General features: G+C 69.9%; 42 protein-coding genes. All 42 read left to right on the plus strand.

The annotated features are described in order from the left end of the window. Positions 1-21: 21 nt before the first annotated feature. The gene (locus ABD352_RS17350) at positions 22-195 is read left to right on the plus strand and encodes a hypothetical protein (protein WP_344613409.1); all 174 of its coding nucleotides are present in this window, start codon (positions 22-24) and stop codon (positions 193-195) included. Continuing rightward, on the plus strand, positions 195-416 hold the full coding sequence (locus tag ABD352_RS17355; RefSeq protein ID WP_344613410.1) for a hypothetical protein: 222 nt from the start codon (positions 195-197) through the stop codon (positions 414-416). The genes ABD352_RS17350 and ABD352_RS17355 overlap by 1 nt, the downstream gene beginning before the upstream one ends. Next, a complete protein-coding gene (locus ABD352_RS17360; protein WP_344613411.1) occupies positions 413-667 on the plus strand; it encodes a hypothetical protein in 255 nt (84 codons plus the stop codon). The genes ABD352_RS17355 and ABD352_RS17360 overlap by 4 nt, the downstream gene beginning before the upstream one ends. Then, entirely contained in the window at positions 664-891 is a 228-nt protein-coding gene (locus ABD352_RS17365; protein ID WP_344613412.1) for a hypothetical protein, read from the plus strand. Before ABD352_RS17360 ends, ABD352_RS17365 begins: the two co-directional genes overlap by 4 nt. A 102-nt stretch (positions 892-993) precedes the next feature. Further along, positions 994-2403 (plus strand): DUF5906 domain-containing protein, encoded by a 1410-nt coding sequence (locus ABD352_RS17370; RefSeq protein WP_344613413.1) that lies wholly within the window; start codon positions 994-996, stop codon positions 2401-2403. Positions 2404-2565: 162 nt separating this feature from the next. Further along, the gene (locus ABD352_RS17375) at positions 2566-3024 is read left to right on the plus strand and encodes a hypothetical protein (RefSeq protein WP_344613414.1); all 459 of its coding nucleotides are present in this window, start codon (positions 2566-2568) and stop codon (positions 3022-3024) included. Next, complete coding sequence (locus ABD352_RS17380; protein ID WP_344613415.1) at positions 3021-3647, plus strand: hypothetical protein; 627 nt, start codon at positions 3021-3023, stop codon at positions 3645-3647. Before ABD352_RS17375 ends, ABD352_RS17380 begins: the two co-directional genes overlap by 4 nt. Before the next feature lie 17 nt (positions 3648-3664). Further along, complete coding sequence (locus ABD352_RS17385; RefSeq protein WP_344613416.1) at positions 3665-4054, plus strand: hypothetical protein; 390 nt, start codon at positions 3665-3667, stop codon at positions 4052-4054. Beyond that, on the plus strand, positions 4051-4563 hold the full coding sequence (locus ABD352_RS17390; protein ID WP_344613417.1) for a hypothetical protein: 513 nt from the start codon (positions 4051-4053) through the stop codon (positions 4561-4563). The genes ABD352_RS17385 and ABD352_RS17390 overlap by 4 nt, the downstream gene beginning before the upstream one ends. Next, entirely contained in the window at positions 4560-4982 is a 423-nt protein-coding gene (locus tag ABD352_RS17395) for an SAV_6107 family HEPN domain-containing protein (protein WP_344613418.1), read from the plus strand. The genes ABD352_RS17390 and ABD352_RS17395 overlap by 4 nt, the downstream gene beginning before the upstream one ends. Next, positions 4979-5662, plus strand: coding sequence for a nucleotidyltransferase domain-containing protein (locus ABD352_RS17400; protein ID WP_344613419.1), 684 nt, complete (start codon positions 4979-4981; stop codon positions 5660-5662). Before ABD352_RS17395 ends, ABD352_RS17400 begins: the two co-directional genes overlap by 4 nt. Next, the gene (locus ABD352_RS17405; RefSeq protein ID WP_344613420.1) at positions 5659-5880 is read left to right on the plus strand and encodes a hypothetical protein; all 222 of its coding nucleotides are present in this window, start codon (positions 5659-5661) and stop codon (positions 5878-5880) included. The genes ABD352_RS17400 and ABD352_RS17405 overlap by 4 nt, the downstream gene beginning before the upstream one ends. Further along, positions 5880-6815: a phosphatase domain-containing protein gene (locus ABD352_RS17410; RefSeq protein WP_344613421.1), complete on the plus strand. Its 936-nt coding sequence runs from the start codon at positions 5880-5882 to the stop codon at positions 6813-6815. Before ABD352_RS17405 ends, ABD352_RS17410 begins: the two co-directional genes overlap by 1 nt. Then, on the plus strand, positions 6815-7267 hold the full coding sequence (locus ABD352_RS17415; RefSeq protein WP_344613422.1) for a hypothetical protein: 453 nt from the start codon (positions 6815-6817) through the stop codon (positions 7265-7267). The genes ABD352_RS17410 and ABD352_RS17415 overlap by 1 nt, the downstream gene beginning before the upstream one ends. Continuing rightward, positions 7267-7506, plus strand: coding sequence for a hypothetical protein (locus tag ABD352_RS17420; RefSeq protein WP_344613423.1), 240 nt, complete (start codon positions 7267-7269; stop codon positions 7504-7506). The genes ABD352_RS17415 and ABD352_RS17420 overlap by 1 nt, the downstream gene beginning before the upstream one ends. Beyond that, positions 7503-8234, plus strand: a complete 732-nt coding sequence (locus ABD352_RS17425) for a hypothetical protein (protein ID WP_344613424.1) — start codon at positions 7503-7505, stop codon at positions 8232-8234. Before ABD352_RS17420 ends, ABD352_RS17425 begins: the two co-directional genes overlap by 4 nt. Further along, positions 8231-8476, plus strand: coding sequence for a hypothetical protein (locus ABD352_RS17430; protein WP_344613425.1), 246 nt, complete (start codon positions 8231-8233; stop codon positions 8474-8476). Before ABD352_RS17425 ends, ABD352_RS17430 begins: the two co-directional genes overlap by 4 nt. Positions 8477-8677: 201 nt before the next feature. Next, a complete protein-coding gene (locus tag ABD352_RS17435; protein WP_344613426.1) occupies positions 8678-8881 on the plus strand; it encodes a hypothetical protein in 204 nt (67 codons plus the stop codon). Beyond that, the gene (locus ABD352_RS17440) at positions 8868-9128 is read left to right on the plus strand and encodes a hypothetical protein (protein WP_344613427.1); all 261 of its coding nucleotides are present in this window, start codon (positions 8868-8870) and stop codon (positions 9126-9128) included. Before ABD352_RS17435 ends, ABD352_RS17440 begins: the two co-directional genes overlap by 14 nt. Beyond that, positions 9125-9364, plus strand: a complete 240-nt coding sequence (locus ABD352_RS17445) for a hypothetical protein (RefSeq protein WP_344613428.1) — start codon at positions 9125-9127, stop codon at positions 9362-9364. Before ABD352_RS17440 ends, ABD352_RS17445 begins: the two co-directional genes overlap by 4 nt. Next, the gene (locus ABD352_RS17450; RefSeq protein WP_344613429.1) at positions 9361-9657 is read left to right on the plus strand and encodes a hypothetical protein; all 297 of its coding nucleotides are present in this window, start codon (positions 9361-9363) and stop codon (positions 9655-9657) included. Before ABD352_RS17445 ends, ABD352_RS17450 begins: the two co-directional genes overlap by 4 nt. Positions 9658-9739: 82 nt before the next feature. Continuing rightward, entirely contained in the window at positions 9740-10012 is a 273-nt protein-coding gene (locus ABD352_RS17455; RefSeq protein ID WP_344613430.1) for a hypothetical protein, read from the plus strand. Beyond that, entirely contained in the window at positions 10009-10299 is a 291-nt protein-coding gene (locus ABD352_RS17460) for a hypothetical protein (RefSeq protein WP_344613431.1), read from the plus strand. Before ABD352_RS17455 ends, ABD352_RS17460 begins: the two co-directional genes overlap by 4 nt. Then, positions 10296-10514: a hypothetical protein gene (locus tag ABD352_RS17465; RefSeq protein WP_344613432.1), complete on the plus strand. Its 219-nt coding sequence runs from the start codon at positions 10296-10298 to the stop codon at positions 10512-10514. The genes ABD352_RS17460 and ABD352_RS17465 overlap by 4 nt, the downstream gene beginning before the upstream one ends. Then, positions 10511-10762 (plus strand): hypothetical protein, encoded by a 252-nt coding sequence (locus tag ABD352_RS17470; protein ID WP_344613433.1) that lies wholly within the window; start codon positions 10511-10513, stop codon positions 10760-10762. Before ABD352_RS17465 ends, ABD352_RS17470 begins: the two co-directional genes overlap by 4 nt. Beyond that, on the plus strand, positions 10759-11133 hold the full coding sequence (locus tag ABD352_RS17475) for a hypothetical protein (protein ID WP_344613434.1): 375 nt from the start codon (positions 10759-10761) through the stop codon (positions 11131-11133). Before ABD352_RS17470 ends, ABD352_RS17475 begins: the two co-directional genes overlap by 4 nt. Further along, positions 11130-11354 (plus strand): hypothetical protein, encoded by a 225-nt coding sequence (locus tag ABD352_RS17480; RefSeq protein ID WP_344613435.1) that lies wholly within the window; start codon positions 11130-11132, stop codon positions 11352-11354. The genes ABD352_RS17475 and ABD352_RS17480 overlap by 4 nt, the downstream gene beginning before the upstream one ends. Then, entirely contained in the window at positions 11351-11557 is a 207-nt protein-coding gene (locus ABD352_RS17485) for a hypothetical protein (RefSeq protein WP_344613436.1), read from the plus strand. Before ABD352_RS17480 ends, ABD352_RS17485 begins: the two co-directional genes overlap by 4 nt. Before the next feature lie 49 nt (positions 11558-11606). Then, complete coding sequence (locus tag ABD352_RS17490) at positions 11607-11879, plus strand: hypothetical protein (protein WP_344613437.1); 273 nt, start codon at positions 11607-11609, stop codon at positions 11877-11879. Continuing rightward, positions 11855-12178: a helix-turn-helix domain-containing protein gene (locus ABD352_RS17495; RefSeq protein ID WP_344613438.1), complete on the plus strand. Its 324-nt coding sequence runs from the start codon at positions 11855-11857 to the stop codon at positions 12176-12178. The genes ABD352_RS17490 and ABD352_RS17495 overlap by 25 nt, the downstream gene beginning before the upstream one ends. Then, positions 12175-12411, plus strand: a complete 237-nt coding sequence (locus tag ABD352_RS17500) for a hypothetical protein (RefSeq protein WP_344613439.1) — start codon at positions 12175-12177, stop codon at positions 12409-12411. The genes ABD352_RS17495 and ABD352_RS17500 overlap by 4 nt, the downstream gene beginning before the upstream one ends. Next, positions 12404-12610: a hypothetical protein gene (locus ABD352_RS17505; protein ID WP_344613440.1), complete on the plus strand. Its 207-nt coding sequence runs from the start codon at positions 12404-12406 to the stop codon at positions 12608-12610. The genes ABD352_RS17500 and ABD352_RS17505 overlap by 8 nt, the downstream gene beginning before the upstream one ends. A 2-nt stretch (positions 12611-12612) precedes the next feature. Next, a complete protein-coding gene (locus tag ABD352_RS17510; protein WP_344613441.1) occupies positions 12613-13089 on the plus strand; it encodes a hypothetical protein in 477 nt (158 codons plus the stop codon). Between the two features lie 13 nt (positions 13090-13102). Continuing rightward, the gene (locus tag ABD352_RS17515; protein ID WP_344613442.1) at positions 13103-13330 is read left to right on the plus strand and encodes a hypothetical protein; all 228 of its coding nucleotides are present in this window, start codon (positions 13103-13105) and stop codon (positions 13328-13330) included. Then, on the plus strand, positions 13327-13569 hold the full coding sequence (locus ABD352_RS17520; protein WP_344613443.1) for a hypothetical protein: 243 nt from the start codon (positions 13327-13329) through the stop codon (positions 13567-13569). Before ABD352_RS17515 ends, ABD352_RS17520 begins: the two co-directional genes overlap by 4 nt. Then, entirely contained in the window at positions 13566-13760 is a 195-nt protein-coding gene (locus ABD352_RS17525) for a hypothetical protein (protein WP_344613444.1), read from the plus strand. The genes ABD352_RS17520 and ABD352_RS17525 overlap by 4 nt, the downstream gene beginning before the upstream one ends. Continuing rightward, positions 13732-13944: a hypothetical protein gene (locus ABD352_RS17530; protein WP_344613445.1), complete on the plus strand. Its 213-nt coding sequence runs from the start codon at positions 13732-13734 to the stop codon at positions 13942-13944. Before ABD352_RS17525 ends, ABD352_RS17530 begins: the two co-directional genes overlap by 29 nt. Next, positions 13941-14192, plus strand: coding sequence for a hypothetical protein (locus ABD352_RS17535; protein WP_344613446.1), 252 nt, complete (start codon positions 13941-13943; stop codon positions 14190-14192). Before ABD352_RS17530 ends, ABD352_RS17535 begins: the two co-directional genes overlap by 4 nt. Then, positions 14189-14488 (plus strand): hypothetical protein, encoded by a 300-nt coding sequence (locus ABD352_RS17540; protein ID WP_344613447.1) that lies wholly within the window; start codon positions 14189-14191, stop codon positions 14486-14488. The genes ABD352_RS17535 and ABD352_RS17540 overlap by 4 nt, the downstream gene beginning before the upstream one ends. Continuing rightward, positions 14485-14691, plus strand: coding sequence for a hypothetical protein (locus ABD352_RS17545; protein WP_344613448.1), 207 nt, complete (start codon positions 14485-14487; stop codon positions 14689-14691). The genes ABD352_RS17540 and ABD352_RS17545 overlap by 4 nt, the downstream gene beginning before the upstream one ends. Continuing rightward, positions 14688-14939 carry a hypothetical protein gene (locus ABD352_RS17550; RefSeq protein ID WP_344613449.1) on the plus strand — a complete coding sequence of 84 codons (252 nt, stop codon included), beginning with the start codon at positions 14688-14690 and terminating at the stop codon, positions 14937-14939. The genes ABD352_RS17545 and ABD352_RS17550 overlap by 4 nt, the downstream gene beginning before the upstream one ends. Beyond that, on the plus strand, positions 14936-15139 hold the full coding sequence (locus ABD352_RS17555; protein WP_344613450.1) for a hypothetical protein: 204 nt from the start codon (positions 14936-14938) through the stop codon (positions 15137-15139). The genes ABD352_RS17550 and ABD352_RS17555 overlap by 4 nt, the downstream gene beginning before the upstream one ends. Positions 15140-15173 lie beyond the last annotated feature (34 nt).

The following is a 15173-nucleotide window of genomic DNA, read 5'->3' on the forward strand; positions in this document are numbered from 1 at the left end:
AACGGAATCGGAGTTTCCGTGATGTCTGCTCGCAACCGTACCAAGACCAACAGCACCCTGGCCAGCGACCCGCAGACCGCGCACCGCGCCACGCGCGCCGAACTGCGCCACCGCTACGAGCTGCGCGACCTGCGTGACGCCCTCAACGAGGCCCGCGGCCTGATCCACTTCGACCGCGTCCTGGCGAGCGCCTGATGGCCGGCGCCTACTGCAAGTTCTGCGGCATGCGGTGCTTCGTGCTGCGGGAGGTGATCGTCGGCGGCGCGCTGGTCTGGGCCGGGCACATGGCGACGTGCCAGCGCGGCAAGGAACACGACCGCAACGCAACGGGAATGGACGCCGACACCGCGCACAACCCGGTGTGGGACGGCTGCACCTGCCCGAACGTCTGCGGCACGCCCGGCGGTGCCCGATGAACGTCATCCTCCCCGAGCCCATCGACGCGGTCGCCCCGTTCCCGAACGGCCAGTACATCTGGCTTGGCGAGAACCGGTTCCTGCGGGACGCGCTCGAAACCGCCTGGCTTGTTCTCCAGGAGGTCGGCGGGGACCGCTATGCCGCCGCTGACGCCTTGTGGCGCCACGGCTGGGATCGGGTCTTCACCAAAACGTACGTGCTGGCCGCCGAGGGCTGGACCGGCAACGTCGTGGAAGGTGAGGTCGCGTGAGCGCCCGGGCCACTCTCGACCGTGCGTGGCGCTGGCTGAACTGGGTCGTCTTCGGCACCGGCATGGCGCTCGTCGCGGCGAGCCACTGGTGGCGGCCGCTGCTGTGGCCTGGTGTCGTCCTGTGGGTCGGCGCCGGGCTCGTCAACGTCGGCTACGGCGTTGCGATCTTGCGGCTGCTGTGGAACCGGCGCGGCAAGCGCCGTTCGGCGCGACCGACCAACTGACCACCCCTCCCGACGCCCGAGGAGGGCCCACCCAATGTGCAGCACCATGCCGGCCGCCCGCAGCGGCACATCCCTGCGGGCGGCCGGCCGACGGGGGACCAAGTGACGACGCCCGACATTGAGACGTTCGGCGCCGTCAAGCTCGCCGACCTCGCCGAACCGGCACTCCGCGGCCGATTCCGCTGGTGCCCCGAACTCGGCTGGCTCGCGCACAACGGCGCCAAATGGGCCACCGAAGCGGAACCCGAGGTGCTCCGGGCCGTCGTCGAAGTCATCCGGCTCTACACCGCAGACATCGTCGCCCAGCGACCGCTGAGCCGCGACGACTGCCGCGAGCTCGCCGGGTTCTCCGCTGGAGCCACACAGAACCACGCGATCAAGATCCTGCGCGGCGCGGCCGGCATTCGCACCCATTACACCGAGTTTGATGCACTACCCGCGGTTGCGCTCGGCCAACCGTGGACGCTGCCGTGCGCGAACGGCGTCACCATCGAGCTTCACGCTGACGGCACGAAGAAGGTCAGGGCAACCACACCCGACGACCTCAACACCCGTACCGCCTGCGCCTACGACCCAGACGCAACCGCGCCGAACATCGCGGCAGCGTTCAAGCTCTACCAGCCCGACGAAGACGTCCGCAGATACCAGCTGCAGATGTGGTGCCGCGGCCTGTCCGGAATGGGCGCCGAGAACTTCATCGCGAACATCGGCGAAGGCGGCGGCAACGGCAAGGGCACCATGTGGGGCTGTGTCGCCGCGGCCGGCGGCGAGTATGCGGCCGAACTGCCGATCGAGGTAATCCTCAAGTCCCGCGGCGCCGCCAGGGAGGTGTACCGATCGGAACTGGCGAAGCTGCGCGGGTGCCGGCTGCTGTTCTGCGAGGAACCCGACGAGGGCGCCCAGTACGACCTCGGCATCCTCAAAAAGATCACGGGCGGCGGGACGCTCAGCGGGCGCGCGATGGGGAAAGACGGGGTCGAGTTTCCGGCGAAGTGGCTGTTCGAGATGGCGGCGAACAAGCGGCCCGGCTGGCCCGCCGACGACGCGATGACCCGCCGGTATGTGGAGATCGCGTGGAACTTCTCGATCCAGGGGTCCGTTGCTGGGGGCGGACGCGAGGACTTCAAGGAGGCGCTGAAGGCTGAGGCGTCGGGGTTCTTGAACGCGATTCTCGACCAGTGGACGGGTGCCGCCAAGCCGGTCATGCCGGATGTCATCGACAAGCAGACGCGGCTCGGTACTGCTGAGGCATCTCCGCTTGCGGATTTTGCCAAAGCGGCGCTGATCGCCGCGCCGGCGGCGATGAGCGCAGCGAATGACCTGTTCGCGGGATACCTCGTGTGGGCGAAGACGGCGAACGTCCTGTCGCCGATGACGCAGACGAAGTTTGGCCGGGAGCTGCCGCGGCTCGGCTATCCGAAAGTTAGCGACCGCAAGGGCACCTGGTACGTCGGCGTGACCCTCAACGAGAAGTACGAAACCGGGATGTTCGGTGCACTCCGGGCAGCTTGACCGGTCAAGTGTGGTGGGTGTGGTGGGTTGAGGCCCATTTCGGGGTCGGCTTTCACCACGCATGTAAGAGCTAACCCAAAAACGGGGTCAAACCCACCACACCCACCACAGTCCATTGCCATCCCCGCCGCTTCAACCCCCGACAACAGCAAGGAGCCGTCCATGTCCGCCGAAGTCATCGACCACGCAACCGCCGTCGACCGGATCGCCGACTGTTACGCCGACCGAACCGCGTTCATCGTCCTCGCCGGCCTGAACCTCGACCTGCACGTCGCCCGCCGCCTCGACCCGTTCGCAGCCTGGACGGCGTACGTCATCAACACGTCCGGGATGGTCCTCGTCACCGGCGACCTGCAGCTGCTCATCGCGCAGAGCACGCTCGCCGACATCGTCGGCGCCCAGTCGATCACGATGTTCACCGTCCCGAAGACCGTGCCCGCCCGGAAGCTCAGCAAGGCCCTCGGCCAGGAGATCCCCACCGATGGCTCGCGGGACATCCTGATCTGTTCGGCGCCCGGCGAGCCGATCGTGTGGCCGATGGTGTTCGTTGAGGTGCTCCGCCGCGTCGACCCGAAAGCCGCCGCCTCGCTGGAGGCCAACGACCTGGCGAGGCTGTCGTGACCACGATCCCCGCCCTGATCCGGGCCCTGCACGCCGCCGGCTGGCGGTACCGCGTCACGCACGAGGAGTCGCCCCGCGACCTGGACGGCGCGCCCTGGCACGACGGCTGGTATGTGCACCGCTGGTCGCGCGGTACGGCCGAAATCTCCGTCATCCGGCTTGTTGGCGGAGACATCGAAGGGGGCGTGACGTATAACGCCGACGTTGAGGACGATGGCGGCGACGGGACAGGCGGCACCGGTCACATCCACGTCGGCCTCGGCCTGGTGAAGCGTCACGGCGCCGAGATCCTGCGCGGCCTCGGCAACTGCGCCGACGTGTTCACCCCGGTTGAGGTGCTGGCCCGCTGGCGTCCCCTCGAACTGCGGCTTCCGGCCGACCGGTGGGGCGACTGGATGTGGATGGGCACCGTTGAGCACGACGGCTTGCGTATCGAGCAGTACAAGCACCACGACACCCGCGGCTACCTGAACTTGGACGCCGACGGCAACGCGTGGCGGGTTGTGTTCCGGGAGAAGGACTGGGACCCGTGGTGCGGCGTCCCCTACGACTCGGTGCCGGATGTGCCGCCGGAGTTCACGCAGATCCCGTTCGGTGCGGCGCTCGCCGCCGCCGTTCACTGACTACGAAAGGCATAGACATGACCGAAGCCCCCGAACAGGCAACCGCCCGGACGACCGCCGAGGACCGCATCCACGCGCTCGGCACCACCTACGAGGGCGTCATCGTCCACGAAGGCGGGAAGCGCTGCGGTCTGCAGTGGACGCCGTGGGTGGGCGACTGGTTCGTCTCGTATTCGCCGCGGAACGGCAACAGCCACGCCGAGGGCCACTGGGACCACTGGGTCGACCTGGCGCTGTACATCCTCCGGGACCCGATGACGGCGAAGGTCCGGCCGGCCGCGCACGCCGCGGTTGCCGGCGTCGAGCCGCTGGACCTGTACACGGAGACGGGCGCGGACCTGTCGTACGAGGATCTGGCGGAGCGGTTCGCGCCCGAGGTCGACCGGGCGAACGGCGGGGTCCGGTGACCGCCCCGAAGCCCGTCGAGGACATCGCCCGGGATGCCGAGTCGATCGGCTACGTCCGTGGCCTGCGGAAGGCCGCCGACTGGACGCATGCGTTCGATCAGGACCTGCCCGGCTTCGACCGCCCGACGTGCGTCAACCTGGCGACTGGCCTGGCCGAGATGCCCCGGCATGCCGGGGAGCGGCTGGGAGTGGCGATCGACTTCAACGAGCCGCCTGCGCCGATGTTCCACGACTGCTGCGTCCACGACGAGCACGGCGACCCGGCCGAGGTGTCAGTGGAGTGGGAGGTGCGCTGGCTGGCCGCCGGAGGTGGGATCGCCATGGACGCGCAGCAGCTGTCGTCGCGTGAGGCGGCGGAGGCGATTGGTTCGACCAGGGTTGGCCTGTACAACATCGTCGGCTTCACGGTGCACCACCGTACGCACCGCAGGTTCCCGGACGGGTCGGCGTGGATCGGGCCGTGGCTGGATGCGGAGCCGGCCGACCCGTGGGCGGAGGCGGCCCGATGACCGCCGCCCGCGTCACGCTCCCGGTCCCCGCCCACGCCCTGCCAGCCCGCACGCCCCGTGAGCTTCTGGTGAAGGCTCGGGAGGGTTTGGCCGAGGCGGCGGAGATCGGCACCCCCGGCATGCGGTACGCGACCGCCCACCTGGCGGCGTTGCGCTGCGCGGCGGCGGTGCTGGCCGCTCGTGCCCTGCCGGCCCCGGGCAGACCTCGTGCACGGGTGACGTCAGTCTGGTCGCTGCTGCCGCTGGTGGCGCCGGAGCTCACCGAGTGGGCGTCGCACTTCGCCGCCACCTCAAGCAAGCGGGCCGCGGCCGAGGCGGGCATCCCGCAGGCGGTGACTGGCGTCGAGGCGGATGCGCTGCTGGCGTCGGCGACCCAGTTCTGTGCGGTCGTCGAGACGGTGCTGGGCGGTGCCCGGTGACCCCGCCCAACGTGTTGCTGTCCGGCATTGTCGGATCGACCGCCTACGGTCTGGCTGGCCCCGACTCCGACGTTGACCGCCTCGGCGTGTTTGCGGCGCCCACGGCCGCGTTCCACGGTCTGACCACGCCCACCGAGTCGGTCGTGTCGTCGAAGCCGGACACCACGTTCCACGAGGCCCGCAAGTACTGCCAGCTGGCGCTCGGCGGGAACCCGACCGTGTCGGAGCTGATGTGGCTGCCAGCCGACCTGTACGAGACCACGACGTCTCTCGGCGTCGCGCTGATCGGGATTCGCCGGGCGTTTCCGTCGGCGAAGCGGGTCCGTGACGCCTACCTCGGCTACGCCACCCAGCAGTTCAAGCGGCTGGAGGCGCGCGGCGACGGCTCGTTCTCCGCCGACACCCGCAAGCGGACGGCAAAGCACGCCCGGCACCTGCTTCGGCTGTGCGACCAGGGCTATGACCTGTTCGCGACGGGTGAGTTGCGTATCCGTGTTGCGGACCCGCAGCGGTTCCTTGACTTCGGGGAGCGGGTGGCCGGCGGCGACATCGAGCACGCCCGGAGCGTGATGGCCAAGTATGAGGCGCTGTTCGATGAGGCCACGTCGCCGCTGCCGGTCGACCCGGACCGGGCTGTGGTTGAGGCATGGCTGCTGCAGGTCCGGCGGGAGTACCTGTGAGCGGCTTCGCCGCGGCGCCGACCGCTGCCCTGGAGGCGGTCCGCCTGAACCTGCTGGCCGGCCTCGACCGGGTCGCCGGGTCGCTCGACGACGGCACGTTCACGACGTGCGGTCCGAAGGGTGCGGCACCGCCCGCCCAGTCCGGCCACCTGACCCTCGCCCTGCTCGACGGCGTTGACCGCGAGCTCGAAACCCGCACCGACAGGAGCCCCACCTGATGCCCACACTGACGATCACCCGCGGTCTGCCGGGCAGCGGCAAGACGACTCGCGCCCGCGCCTGGGTGGCGGAGGACGACAAGCACCGCACCCGCGTGAACCGCGACGACCTGCGCATCCAGCTGTTCGGCGGCTGGACGGGTGTTCACGAGCACGAGGAGGCGGTGACCGCTGCCCAGCACGCCGCGGTGTCGGCGCTGCTCCGCCGCGGCCTGGATGTCGTCGTGGACGACACCAACCTCCGCAACCAGCACGCCCGCGCGTTCCGGACGCTGGCAACCGCAGCCGGCGCCGGGTTCGAGGTGTGGGACCTGACCGACGTGCCGCTCGCCACCTGCCTGGAGCGCAACATGGACCGCTTCGACACGCCTGCGTTCGTGCCGCCGGAGGTCATTCTCAGCATGCACGCGAAGCACATCGCGCCGCTGAAGGGTCGGCCGATGACGCTGCCGGCCGAGCCGGCCGATGTCCTGCCGTCTGCGCTCTATGTCGCGCCGGAGGGCGCGCCCGAGGTGGTGCTGGTCGACATCGACGGGACGCTCGCCGACATGGGCAAGGGCCTCCCGGGGCGCCGCAGCCCGTACGACTGGGCGCGGGTCGGCGAGGACGCTCCGATCGAGCCGATCGTCCGCCTCGTCAGGGACCTGCTCCAGGTTGGCGAGTCCGTGGTGTTCATGTCGGGCCGGGACGAGTCGTGCCGCGCCGAGACCGAGGGATGGCTGTCCGAGCATCTGACCGATGCGTTCCCGCCGGTGCTTCACATGCGGCCCGCCGGCGACCAGCGCAAGGACTCGATCGTGAAGCGGGAGCTGTTCGAGGAGCACATCGCCGGCCGATACGCGGTCCGGTTCGTCCTCGATGACCGCGACCAGGTCGTCGCCATGTGGCGGGCGATGGGCCTGACGGTTCTGCAGGTCGCGGACGGGGCGTTCTGATGACCGGCTTCGACTGGGAGGACTCGTGCACCTGCGAGGACCCGTTCGCGTCGTCCCCGCCGGCGTTCGAGGTGTCGTGCCCGGCGCACGGCGCCGAGGTCCGCGACGTGGCGCAGCGGCTCGGCCGGTGGCGTGCCGACCTGTCCGGCCCGGTGTTGGCGACGACCACGCACCTGCGGCTGCGGGCGGCGGTGGACGCGTTGGAGGGGCTGCTGGTCGGACATTGGCGGCACGAGGCGCCTGGCCCGGCCCCGTCGCCGTCGGGTTCGTGTGGGGCGTGTGGCGGCACCGGCGAGGTGTTCCACGGGTTCGGCGAGGACGGGCCGGTGTTCGGCGGTGTGTGCGGCTGTGAGACGCCGTTCTGTGGCGGGTGTGGCGGGGCTTGGCCGTGCGACCCGGTGAAGACGATCGGCGGGGCGGTCGGGGCGCCGTTCGCGATGGAGGACGTCTGATGGCCGCCCCGTCCGTCGTCGTTGCCGTACTCCCCGACTGCGACATCCACCGCCAGATGTTCGGCACGCACCGCTCCGCCGAGTTCGACGCGCCGCTCGCCCACGTCCCGGGCCGGCCGGGCGCCTACCTCTGCGGCGACTGCCTGCCGACGTGGGGGCCGGGCGAAGGTTCCGGCCTCGTGCAGCGGCTCACCCTCTGCGACTTTCAGCCCGCAACGACCCCGAAGGAGATCTCATGAACTACGACCGCTACAAGGCGATCCTGCGCGACGCCAACACCATCTTCACCAGCGACATTGCCGGCGCCGAGATGACGGTGCTGCACGACGACGGCCTCTACCGGCACATCCGGTTCAAGGGCTCCGGCTTCACCTGGTTCGACCTGGTGACGTGGCCCGGCAACCTGACCGTGAAGGGTTCGCACGGCACGTACACGTTCTCCCGCGAGACGGACATGTTCGGGTTCTTCCGCCAGTCGAACGGCGTGAACGTCGACTACTGGGCGGAGAAGACCCCAGATGGCCGGCAGTCGGTGAAGGTGTACTCGGAAGAGGCGACCACGAAGCGGCTCGTCGAGGTCTACACGGAGCACGGCCGGCAGGTTGATGAGCTGCAGGCCCGGTACGAGGTGGACCTGTCGACGTGGAAGGTGACGCCGCCGGACCAGCGATACCCGCGCGCGTGGCAGGGCGTCCGCGAGCCGGTGAAGCCGAAGACGGTCGCGGAACTCCGCCGGGAGGTGGCCGAGGCGCGCCGTGATGGCGAGCTGTCGTACGAGGACGGCGCCCGCCGGTTCCTGGCCGACTGGGAGTCCGTCGACATCGTGTCGGGCGTCTACGAGTGGGATCTGCGGGAGTACGACTTCCACTTCGTGTGGTCGTGCCATGCGATCGCGTGGGGCATCCGGCAGTACGACGCGGTTAAGGCGGCGCCGGTGGGCGAGCTCGTCGAGGCGGTGGCCCGGTGAGCGGAGAGCGCACGTACCGCAAGGCGACCGCTGAGGACATCACCGCGCTGGTCCGCCGGGCCGGGAAGCCGTTCAGCGGCGGCGCGATCCTGTCCGGCATGGGGCTCGGCGACGCCCAGCGCGGCATTGCCGCCGCGTTCAACGAGGCGGTCGACGCAGGGTTGATCGTCGTGCATCACGTCGAACCGGGTCCGCTGCACATGCCCCACGAGTTCTACGTGCCGGCGGAGGTGGCCCAGTGATTGCCGCAGACCTGCCCTACTCGATCCGTGTCGCATGTTTCTGGGGCGACGTCGACGACTACCAGAAGCTGTACCTGATCGGCCCGTACCGGACCGCTGAGGCTCGCGACGCAGCGCTGCAGCATCTGGCCAGCCTGCCCGGCAACTACGGCTGCCCGGCGAGCGGATCGCCGGGCTGTGGCGTCGGCATGAGGAGAGCCGATGAACGCCCGTCGCTGCGGTTTCGGTGTGCCGCTCGACCAGCTGCCCGACGGCGACCGGCAGATCGTGGCCGACTTCCGTCGCTGGCTGGCCGGTGAGCTCGCCGCGGCCGAGGACGGGACGTTCGTGTCGCTCGACGACCCGCGGGCGGTGCACGTCGTGCCGCCGATCAACAAGGAGGGGTCTGGCCATGGCGACCGTTGAGGACCGCAAGGCAGCCCAGCGAGGGCACGTTCGCACACTGTTGCGCCTGATCGACGAGGGCGAGATCTCGTCGATCGGCGATGACTACTGGTACATCTACGACGACACCGTGCCGCAGGGGTACCGATTGCCCGACGTCGACCGGCTGATCGAGCGCGGCTTGGCCAGACCGGACGGGTACTACGCGATTCACCTGACGGAGGCGGGTGCCGGGAAGCTTGCCGAACTCGCGGCGGGTGAACGGTGACGCGCCGAGCGGTCGTGGTTGCCCCGGCCCGCATTCGGTGCCGCTCCAAGAGCCCGTTCGGCGACTGCGGCCTGTCCGTCCACCACGGCGGCGACCTGCACGCGGTGCCGATCGGCGACGACTTCTGGTTCGCGTACGAGGGCGGCGGCCGGCGGGCGACCAGGGTCGGATACGGAACGTTCCACGGCGGCGAGTGGTGCGCTGCGCCGTGCTACTGCAACGAGGAGAGCGCATGATCGGCCCGTACGTTGTCGACCCGAAGTCGCTCGCCGACCGGCTGATCCGCTTCGTCGACGGCACCACCTCGCCGGAGTCGGTGCTGGCGACGGCCCTGCGCGCCGCGCTGCTCGAATGCGACGCGGAGCAGCAGGTGGCGGTGATCGGTCTCGGCCTGGACCAGAGCCTCACGTCGCATGCCGTCTACCACGGGCGGCTGGAGATGGCGAACAAGGTGGTGCGCCGGATCGGCGAGGTGCTCGAGCGGCTCGACGACACGCCGCGGCGGATGAAGTCCGACCCCGGCGCCTGACCAACCCAACCGACGAAGAGATCCGTTAACGGCGTCAACAGCCGGTGTGCGTGTTGACGCCACCCAACCGAAAGGACTAGCCATGGCTGACACCGTTCACGTGCACCGCGCCGACGCGACCCGCACCGAGCCGGTTCCCGCCGTCACGATCGCAGTCGATCTGACCCAGCCGGCCCACAGCGGCGACAACTTCGCCGCCGATGCGCAGGCCCTGTTCGATGGCGATGCCAAGAAGATCGCCGACGCCCTACACGAGGCGCTGCCGGGCGGCACGCTGAAAGCGCTGATGGCCGAACTGCTGACGCGGCAGGTCTGCCTGCTGCGGGTGCCGCTGCCGCAGGCGGTGACCCGATGACCACCGTTCCCGACGCCGCCGTCGACGTGTTCCGGGCGACCGAGGCGCAGGCATGGAAGGACGCCGCGCCCATCACGCAGGGCGAGGCGGTTGAGGTGGCCCGGGCGGCAACCCGGGCCGGTCTCGAGACTGCTACACCGCTGCTCGTCGCCGAGGTGTTGCAGCGGCTGCACTCGACGGTGCTCGGTCAGGTCGCGACCGTGAACGCCTACGAGGGCCCGCGCAGCGACGCTGCGGACGCCCTCGACTGGGTGCTGCAGCGACTCGACGAGGAGATGAAGCGGTGACCGCGCGGTTCGTGATCGTTCACACCGACGCCGAGGGCGTTGAGCGAACCCTCGGCAACGTCATCTACGCAGACGAGGCCCGGGCATCCAAGCGGGTCGCCGAGCGTCGCGAGCGGGCTCTCGCCGAGGGCTGGCCGGACCGCTACGACCTGTGGCTGCTAACTCCCGTGCCGACCGAGGCTGGGGCGCCGACGCAGATGGAGGTAGAGGCATGACGGACTACGACCGCGACCCGGAGGCGATTGCGTGGGCCCGGGCGAAGGTGCAGCGTGAGGTGGACAAGCTGCGCGGCTGGGAGCGTACGGCGGCCGAGCGCGGCAACGCGGAGCAGTCGATGCAGTGGCGCAAGATGGCCAACCTGCTGCAGATGCGGTTCCTCGGCACCGGCAACTGTGTGATCGCGGCGTTCGACGAGCGGCTGCCGGAGTACAAGGCGATCCGCGATCGGGCGGTGAAGGCGTGACCGGCGGCGTGACCGACGAGATCCTGGCGCGGCTCGCCGACGACCCGCTGCTCGAGCTGCGCATGGCCGTGATCAAGCTGCGGTCGCGGGCGGAGGCGGCGCGGCGGGAGTTCGCGGAGGGCGACAACTTCTCGTACACCGACGACTGGGCGCGGGCGTGCGACAACATGCTCGGCGGCCCGATCGGCGAATTCACGGGCGTGTTCAGCCCGTTCGCCGGCCTGGAGCTTGCGGGGTGGTTGGAGTCCGTGGTGAAGCGGCTGGAGCGGCAGCAGCCCGGCCAGGAGGCGCGCGGTGAGGGTCCGATTGCGCTGGCGGACAAGGCGGCGGCGTTCACGATCGCGCGGGCACTGCTGGGGAGGATGCCGTGAACGCCGAAGATTTGACGCCGCCGCTCGAAGTGTTCCAGGCCCTGGCGGCTGATCAGGCGCGCCGCTGGGACTACACCGCAATTCTCGACGACCCGGAGAGCCTCGCCGCGTACCTCCGCGAGCGGGCCGCCGACCCGAACCTGCGCGCGGACGTGGAGACGGTGTGGCGGTTCGCCGTCTTCCACTTCACCGGCAAAACCCGATCCGGAGGTGTGCTGTGACGGTCGAGGCCGGCAAGTCGGGTGCTGTGTGCATCCTGACGCATGCCGAGCACGCGCGGCGGTGGCGTTCGTGGCGCGACGACTGCGTCGACCCGGCCACCGGGTGCGGCTACGCGCAGCAGGACGTTGACCAGTGCCGGCGCGGGCACCCGGACGATGGGGTGACGTGGTGCGGGGCGTGCGGGCACGGGATGGTGGCGTGAGCTACTCGGCGGGGCGTCTTGGCCGGCCCTTCGGCTTCGGTGTAGGCCAGTGCGGTTTGACGGCCTCAAGTTGCCGGTCTGGTTCGGCGGCGAGCGCGGCGAGGCAGGCGACGACGTAGTCCTGTGCGGTCAGTCCGCGCAGCTGGAGGAGTTCGAGGACGGCTCGCCGGAGTTCTTCGGGCGGCCGGATGGTCAGCTTCGGGTCGGCGTGTCGATCCGCTGGCCGATCTTGCTGATCCGTCACCCGATCAGTGTCACATGTGGACGTCCCCTTTTCCGTGCAGGGTGGTACGATAAGTGGACGTCCACATCTTCGGAGTGAGCATGAAAGCTGCAATTCCGATCGGCGATCACGGTCGGCGCCTCGCGGCAAACATCAAGCGCATCCGGGAACAGCAGCGAATCAGCCTGGTCGAACTGTCGGCACTCGTTGCCCGCCACGGCCGCCAGATCGGCCGCATGGCGCTGTCCCGGATCGAGAGCAACGAACGCCACGTCGACCTGGATGACCTGGTCGCCTTGGCTGCGGCACTCGGAGTGCCGGCCGAACGACTTGCGTTCGAAGACGGCCTCACCGTCGAAATCCGACCCGTCGACCCGATACAGGAGGCGACCACATGACCGGCTACATCGACATCCCCGTAGCCGCCTGCGACATCCGCCCCGGCGACCGGTTCGCGCTGCGGTCCGGGGACGGGCGGACCGTCCGGCACGGCACGCTGCTGGAGTGGGTCGAACGGGAGCAGCACTGGTTCCTGCGCATCGACGCCGAACCGCACCCCACCGCCGGGTACGAGATGGGCGGCTTCGAGACCTGGCTCAGGGGAGTCGACATCGTGCCGGTGGATGCCTGAGATGGCCCGCTACGTGATCAACCCGGGCGGCGGCCCGGTCCACATCCCCGACGTGACCGCGTTCCTCACCGAGGCCCGCGAGTCGCACGGTGAGCCGTACATCGACCTCGGCGGCGGCATGATCGTCCGCCTCGCCGACCACATCCAGGAATTCCGCGAGGCCGACGAGGCGGCGCGGTTCGAAAGCCAGGACGGATGACCGTGACCGACTACCCGTACAACCCGCCGATCGACGCGAACCTCAGCTGCCGCAACTGCGCAGACCCGATCATCGCCACCGCCCGCGTCTCGTCCGACGGGCCGACAATCAGCGGTCTGCGCGAATACCGCTGGACGCACGCGCACGGCTCCGACACGTGCCGGCCGAAGACGGTTGCTCAGCCGTTCGACGGGTGGCATGCGACCCGGGCCGTGGAGCGGATCGAGCAGGAGCGCCGCGTCGACGAGGACGCGTTCCTCGACGCGACCGAAGGCATGTTCCCGGTTGGCGCGAAGGTGCTCGCCGACCTGCCGCACCCGAAGTGTCTCAGCGACTGCGTGGTGCTCGGCTACGACATCACCGACGGGGTCGCCCGCTACAAGCTGTCCCGCCGGGTCGGGTCGCCGATGTCCGGCTATGCGTACCGGCCGCTCGCCGACCCGGTCGACGCGGCTCTCGTCCGGCCCCACCCCGCCTGAAGGAGGAAGCCCCATGTCTCTGCCCCCGCACGCCGTCGCCGGAATCGACCAGGATCTCGCCGACCTCGACAGCAAGCTCGATTTCATGATCCGCCGCTTCCGGGAGGCGTCCGCCGAGCGCGGCGAGACGCAGACCCTCGCCGACCTGGCCGTCACCGCCAACGCCACGTTCGAGCCGGAGATCCTCGGGGAGCTCCTCGCCGCGGCGGTCCGCCGGCTGGCGATCGGCGACGCCCGGTGACCGACTACACCGCCCACCTCGCCGACCACCGTGCCGCCCCGGCGCCGTGGTGGCGGTACGAGTTCCCGAATGGTCGCGGTGCCCAGGTGTACCCGGCGAACCACGAGCGGCACCCGTACCGGTTCGACGTCGAGTACGACGGCGAGGACGGCATGTTCGTCGCGCCGGGTCTGTCGACCGCCGAGGTGGAGGCGAAGCTCGCCGAGGTCATGGCACTGCCGGCCGAGGTGGCGGCGTGACCCTGCCGCTACCGGAGGGCTGTGCCGAGTGCGGCTGGCCCCGCCACGGTCACTACCAGCGCTGGACGATGAACGCCGGCTGGCACGCGTACGCGCCGCCGAACACGGACCTGATCCAGGCGCGGATGCGCGCCCGCTCCTCCGCGAAGGAGGGTTCTGCCGATGCTGGAGTGGGAGCCGAAGATCGGTGAGCGCGTCGTCGACGGGCGGCGTGACAGCAGAGGCGCGGCCGGCGTTGTGATCGACTGCGCCCGGTACGGGCACTTCGCCGGCCCGTACTGGCGGGCGTCCGTCCGCTGGGGCGCCGGCTACGTCGAGCACAACATCGAGACGTCGTGGCTGGACCGCGACGAGACGAAGGAGACCACCAGATGATCGACATCTACGGCCGCCCGCTGTTCAGCCAGCTCGAGGCCGAGCAGATCCGCGACATGATGTTCCCGGTCCGCTGCACCTGCGGCCGGATCTACGACCTGGCCAAGGTCGAGGTGACGGCCCGGTATGCGGACTGCACGCTGTGGAAGGCGCCGTGCTGCGGCCGGCAGGCCGACGACCGCGGTGAGACCGGCTGGAAGACCACCCAGGACTACTACCGCATCGACAAGGGGCAGGTGCAGTGGTGACCGACGCCGAGAAGATCGCCGCTGCCCTGACCGCCGCCGGTTTCGACCCGCCGCCGTACGTCGGCGAGGACTGGATCGACCGGTCGGTGACGTGGCTGCCGGACGGCCACCAGCACATCGTGCGGATCACGTCGCTGGGCAACACCGTGTCCGGCTGGCAGGCGCGGGTTCAGCGCCGCCAAGTCGACGCGGACGGGAACACCGTCGAGTCCGGCTGCGGCGCGGGGGTCATCCACGTAGCCACGCTGTTCGGACGCTGGTCCCCGCAGATCAGCTTCGAGCGGGTGCCGGCGTGACCGTCGACAGCCTGCCGTGCGGCCACGGGGTCGAGGAGAACCTGTTCGAGACCGAGGGTGGCCCGCGCGTTCTGATCACGCTCCGGGCGGTGTGGAGCGACGGACGGCGGCTCATGCCGGGCAAGGTGTGGTGCACGCAGGGCCACGGCTGGGTCACGGCCGAGGACGGCGAGTTCGAGCGGCTGGCGGCGGTGAAGGCGTGACCGTGCTGGACATGGACGCCCTGACCTCACGGCAACGCGACACCCTCAGCCGAATTGCCTGCGGACTCGACACCGGCAACCACCCGGCGCCCCTGAAGGTGCTCGCCGAGAAGGGCCTGATCGTCGGCCACCGCCAGCAGCTGCCCGGCGTGCCTCCGGTCGAGGTTGTCCGGTGGGAGGTGCCGCTGGACGTGCACATCCAGTGGGCGGCGTGGTGTGCCGCGCAGCCCGACGAGGAGAACGAATGAGGCTCCATGAGCGCACGATGCTCGTCCAGCAGGCCCGCGCCGAGTTCGGGATGCTCTGCGTCGAATTCCTCCGCGGACACGATCTGACCTGGGGTGAGTGGACGAGCATCCTCGGCGGCGAACTGGCGCAGCAGGCGAAGTACCAGATCCGCGACGAGCGGCACCCGGACGACCCTGATGCGAGAGGCGACGAGGCGTGAACGACGAGGTTGAGGTCATTTTCGACGACGAGGA

The organism is Dactylosporangium salmoneum, from assembly GCF_039532525.1.
GTDB lineage: Bacteria > Actinomycetota > Actinomycetes > Mycobacteriales > Micromonosporaceae > Dactylosporangium > Dactylosporangium salmoneum.

Coding starts and splice junctions, on each gene's coding strand:
- ABD352_RS17355 (WP_344613410.1), top strand. CDS start 195: ATGGCCGGCGCCTACTGCAAGTTCTGCGGCATGCGGTGCTTCGTGCTG.
- ABD352_RS17425 (WP_344613424.1), top strand. CDS start 7,503: ATGAACTACGACCGCTACAAGGCGATCCTGCGCGACGCCAACACCATC.
- ABD352_RS17375 (WP_344613414.1), top strand. CDS start 2,566: ATGTCCGCCGAAGTCATCGACCACGCAACCGCCGTCGACCGGATCGCC.
- ABD352_RS17360 (WP_344613411.1), top strand. CDS start 413: ATGAACGTCATCCTCCCCGAGCCCATCGACGCGGTCGCCCCGTTCCCG.
- ABD352_RS17410 (WP_344613421.1), top strand. CDS start 5,880: ATGCCCACACTGACGATCACCCGCGGTCTGCCGGGCAGCGGCAAGACG.
- ABD352_RS17385 (WP_344613416.1), top strand. CDS start 3,665: ATGACCGAAGCCCCCGAACAGGCAACCGCCCGGACGACCGCCGAGGAC.
- ABD352_RS17500 (WP_344613439.1), top strand. CDS start 12,175: ATGACCGGCTACATCGACATCCCCGTAGCCGCCTGCGACATCCGCCCC.
- ABD352_RS17420 (WP_344613423.1), top strand. CDS start 7,267: ATGGCCGCCCCGTCCGTCGTCGTTGCCGTACTCCCCGACTGCGACATC.
- ABD352_RS17505 (WP_344613440.1), top strand. CDS start 12,404: ATGCCTGAGATGGCCCGCTACGTGATCAACCCGGGCGGCGGCCCGGTC.
- ABD352_RS17460 (WP_344613431.1), top strand. CDS start 10,009: ATGACCACCGTTCCCGACGCCGCCGTCGACGTGTTCCGGGCGACCGAG.
- ABD352_RS17535 (WP_344613446.1), top strand. CDS start 13,941: ATGATCGACATCTACGGCCGCCCGCTGTTCAGCCAGCTCGAGGCCGAG.
- ABD352_RS17435 (WP_344613426.1), top strand. CDS start 8,678: ATGAACGCCCGTCGCTGCGGTTTCGGTGTGCCGCTCGACCAGCTGCCC.
- ABD352_RS17395 (WP_344613418.1), top strand. CDS start 4,560: ATGACCGCCGCCCGCGTCACGCTCCCGGTCCCCGCCCACGCCCTGCCA.
- ABD352_RS17440 (WP_344613427.1), top strand. CDS start 8,868: ATGGCGACCGTTGAGGACCGCAAGGCAGCCCAGCGAGGGCACGTTCGC.
- ABD352_RS17530 (WP_344613445.1), top strand. CDS start 13,732: ATGCTGGAGTGGGAGCCGAAGATCGGTGAGCGCGTCGTCGACGGGCGG.
- ABD352_RS17470 (WP_344613433.1), top strand. CDS start 10,511: ATGACGGACTACGACCGCGACCCGGAGGCGATTGCGTGGGCCCGGGCG.
- ABD352_RS17415 (WP_344613422.1), top strand. CDS start 6,815: ATGACCGGCTTCGACTGGGAGGACTCGTGCACCTGCGAGGACCCGTTC.
- ABD352_RS17515 (WP_344613442.1), top strand. CDS start 13,103: ATGTCTCTGCCCCCGCACGCCGTCGCCGGAATCGACCAGGATCTCGCC.
- ABD352_RS17450 (WP_344613429.1), top strand. CDS start 9,361: ATGATCGGCCCGTACGTTGTCGACCCGAAGTCGCTCGCCGACCGGCTG.
- ABD352_RS17350 (WP_344613409.1), top strand. CDS start 22: ATGTCTGCTCGCAACCGTACCAAGACCAACAGCACCCTGGCCAGCGAC.
- ABD352_RS17455 (WP_344613430.1), top strand. CDS start 9,740: ATGGCTGACACCGTTCACGTGCACCGCGCCGACGCGACCCGCACCGAG.
- ABD352_RS17555 (WP_344613450.1), top strand. CDS start 14,936: ATGAGGCTCCATGAGCGCACGATGCTCGTCCAGCAGGCCCGCGCCGAG.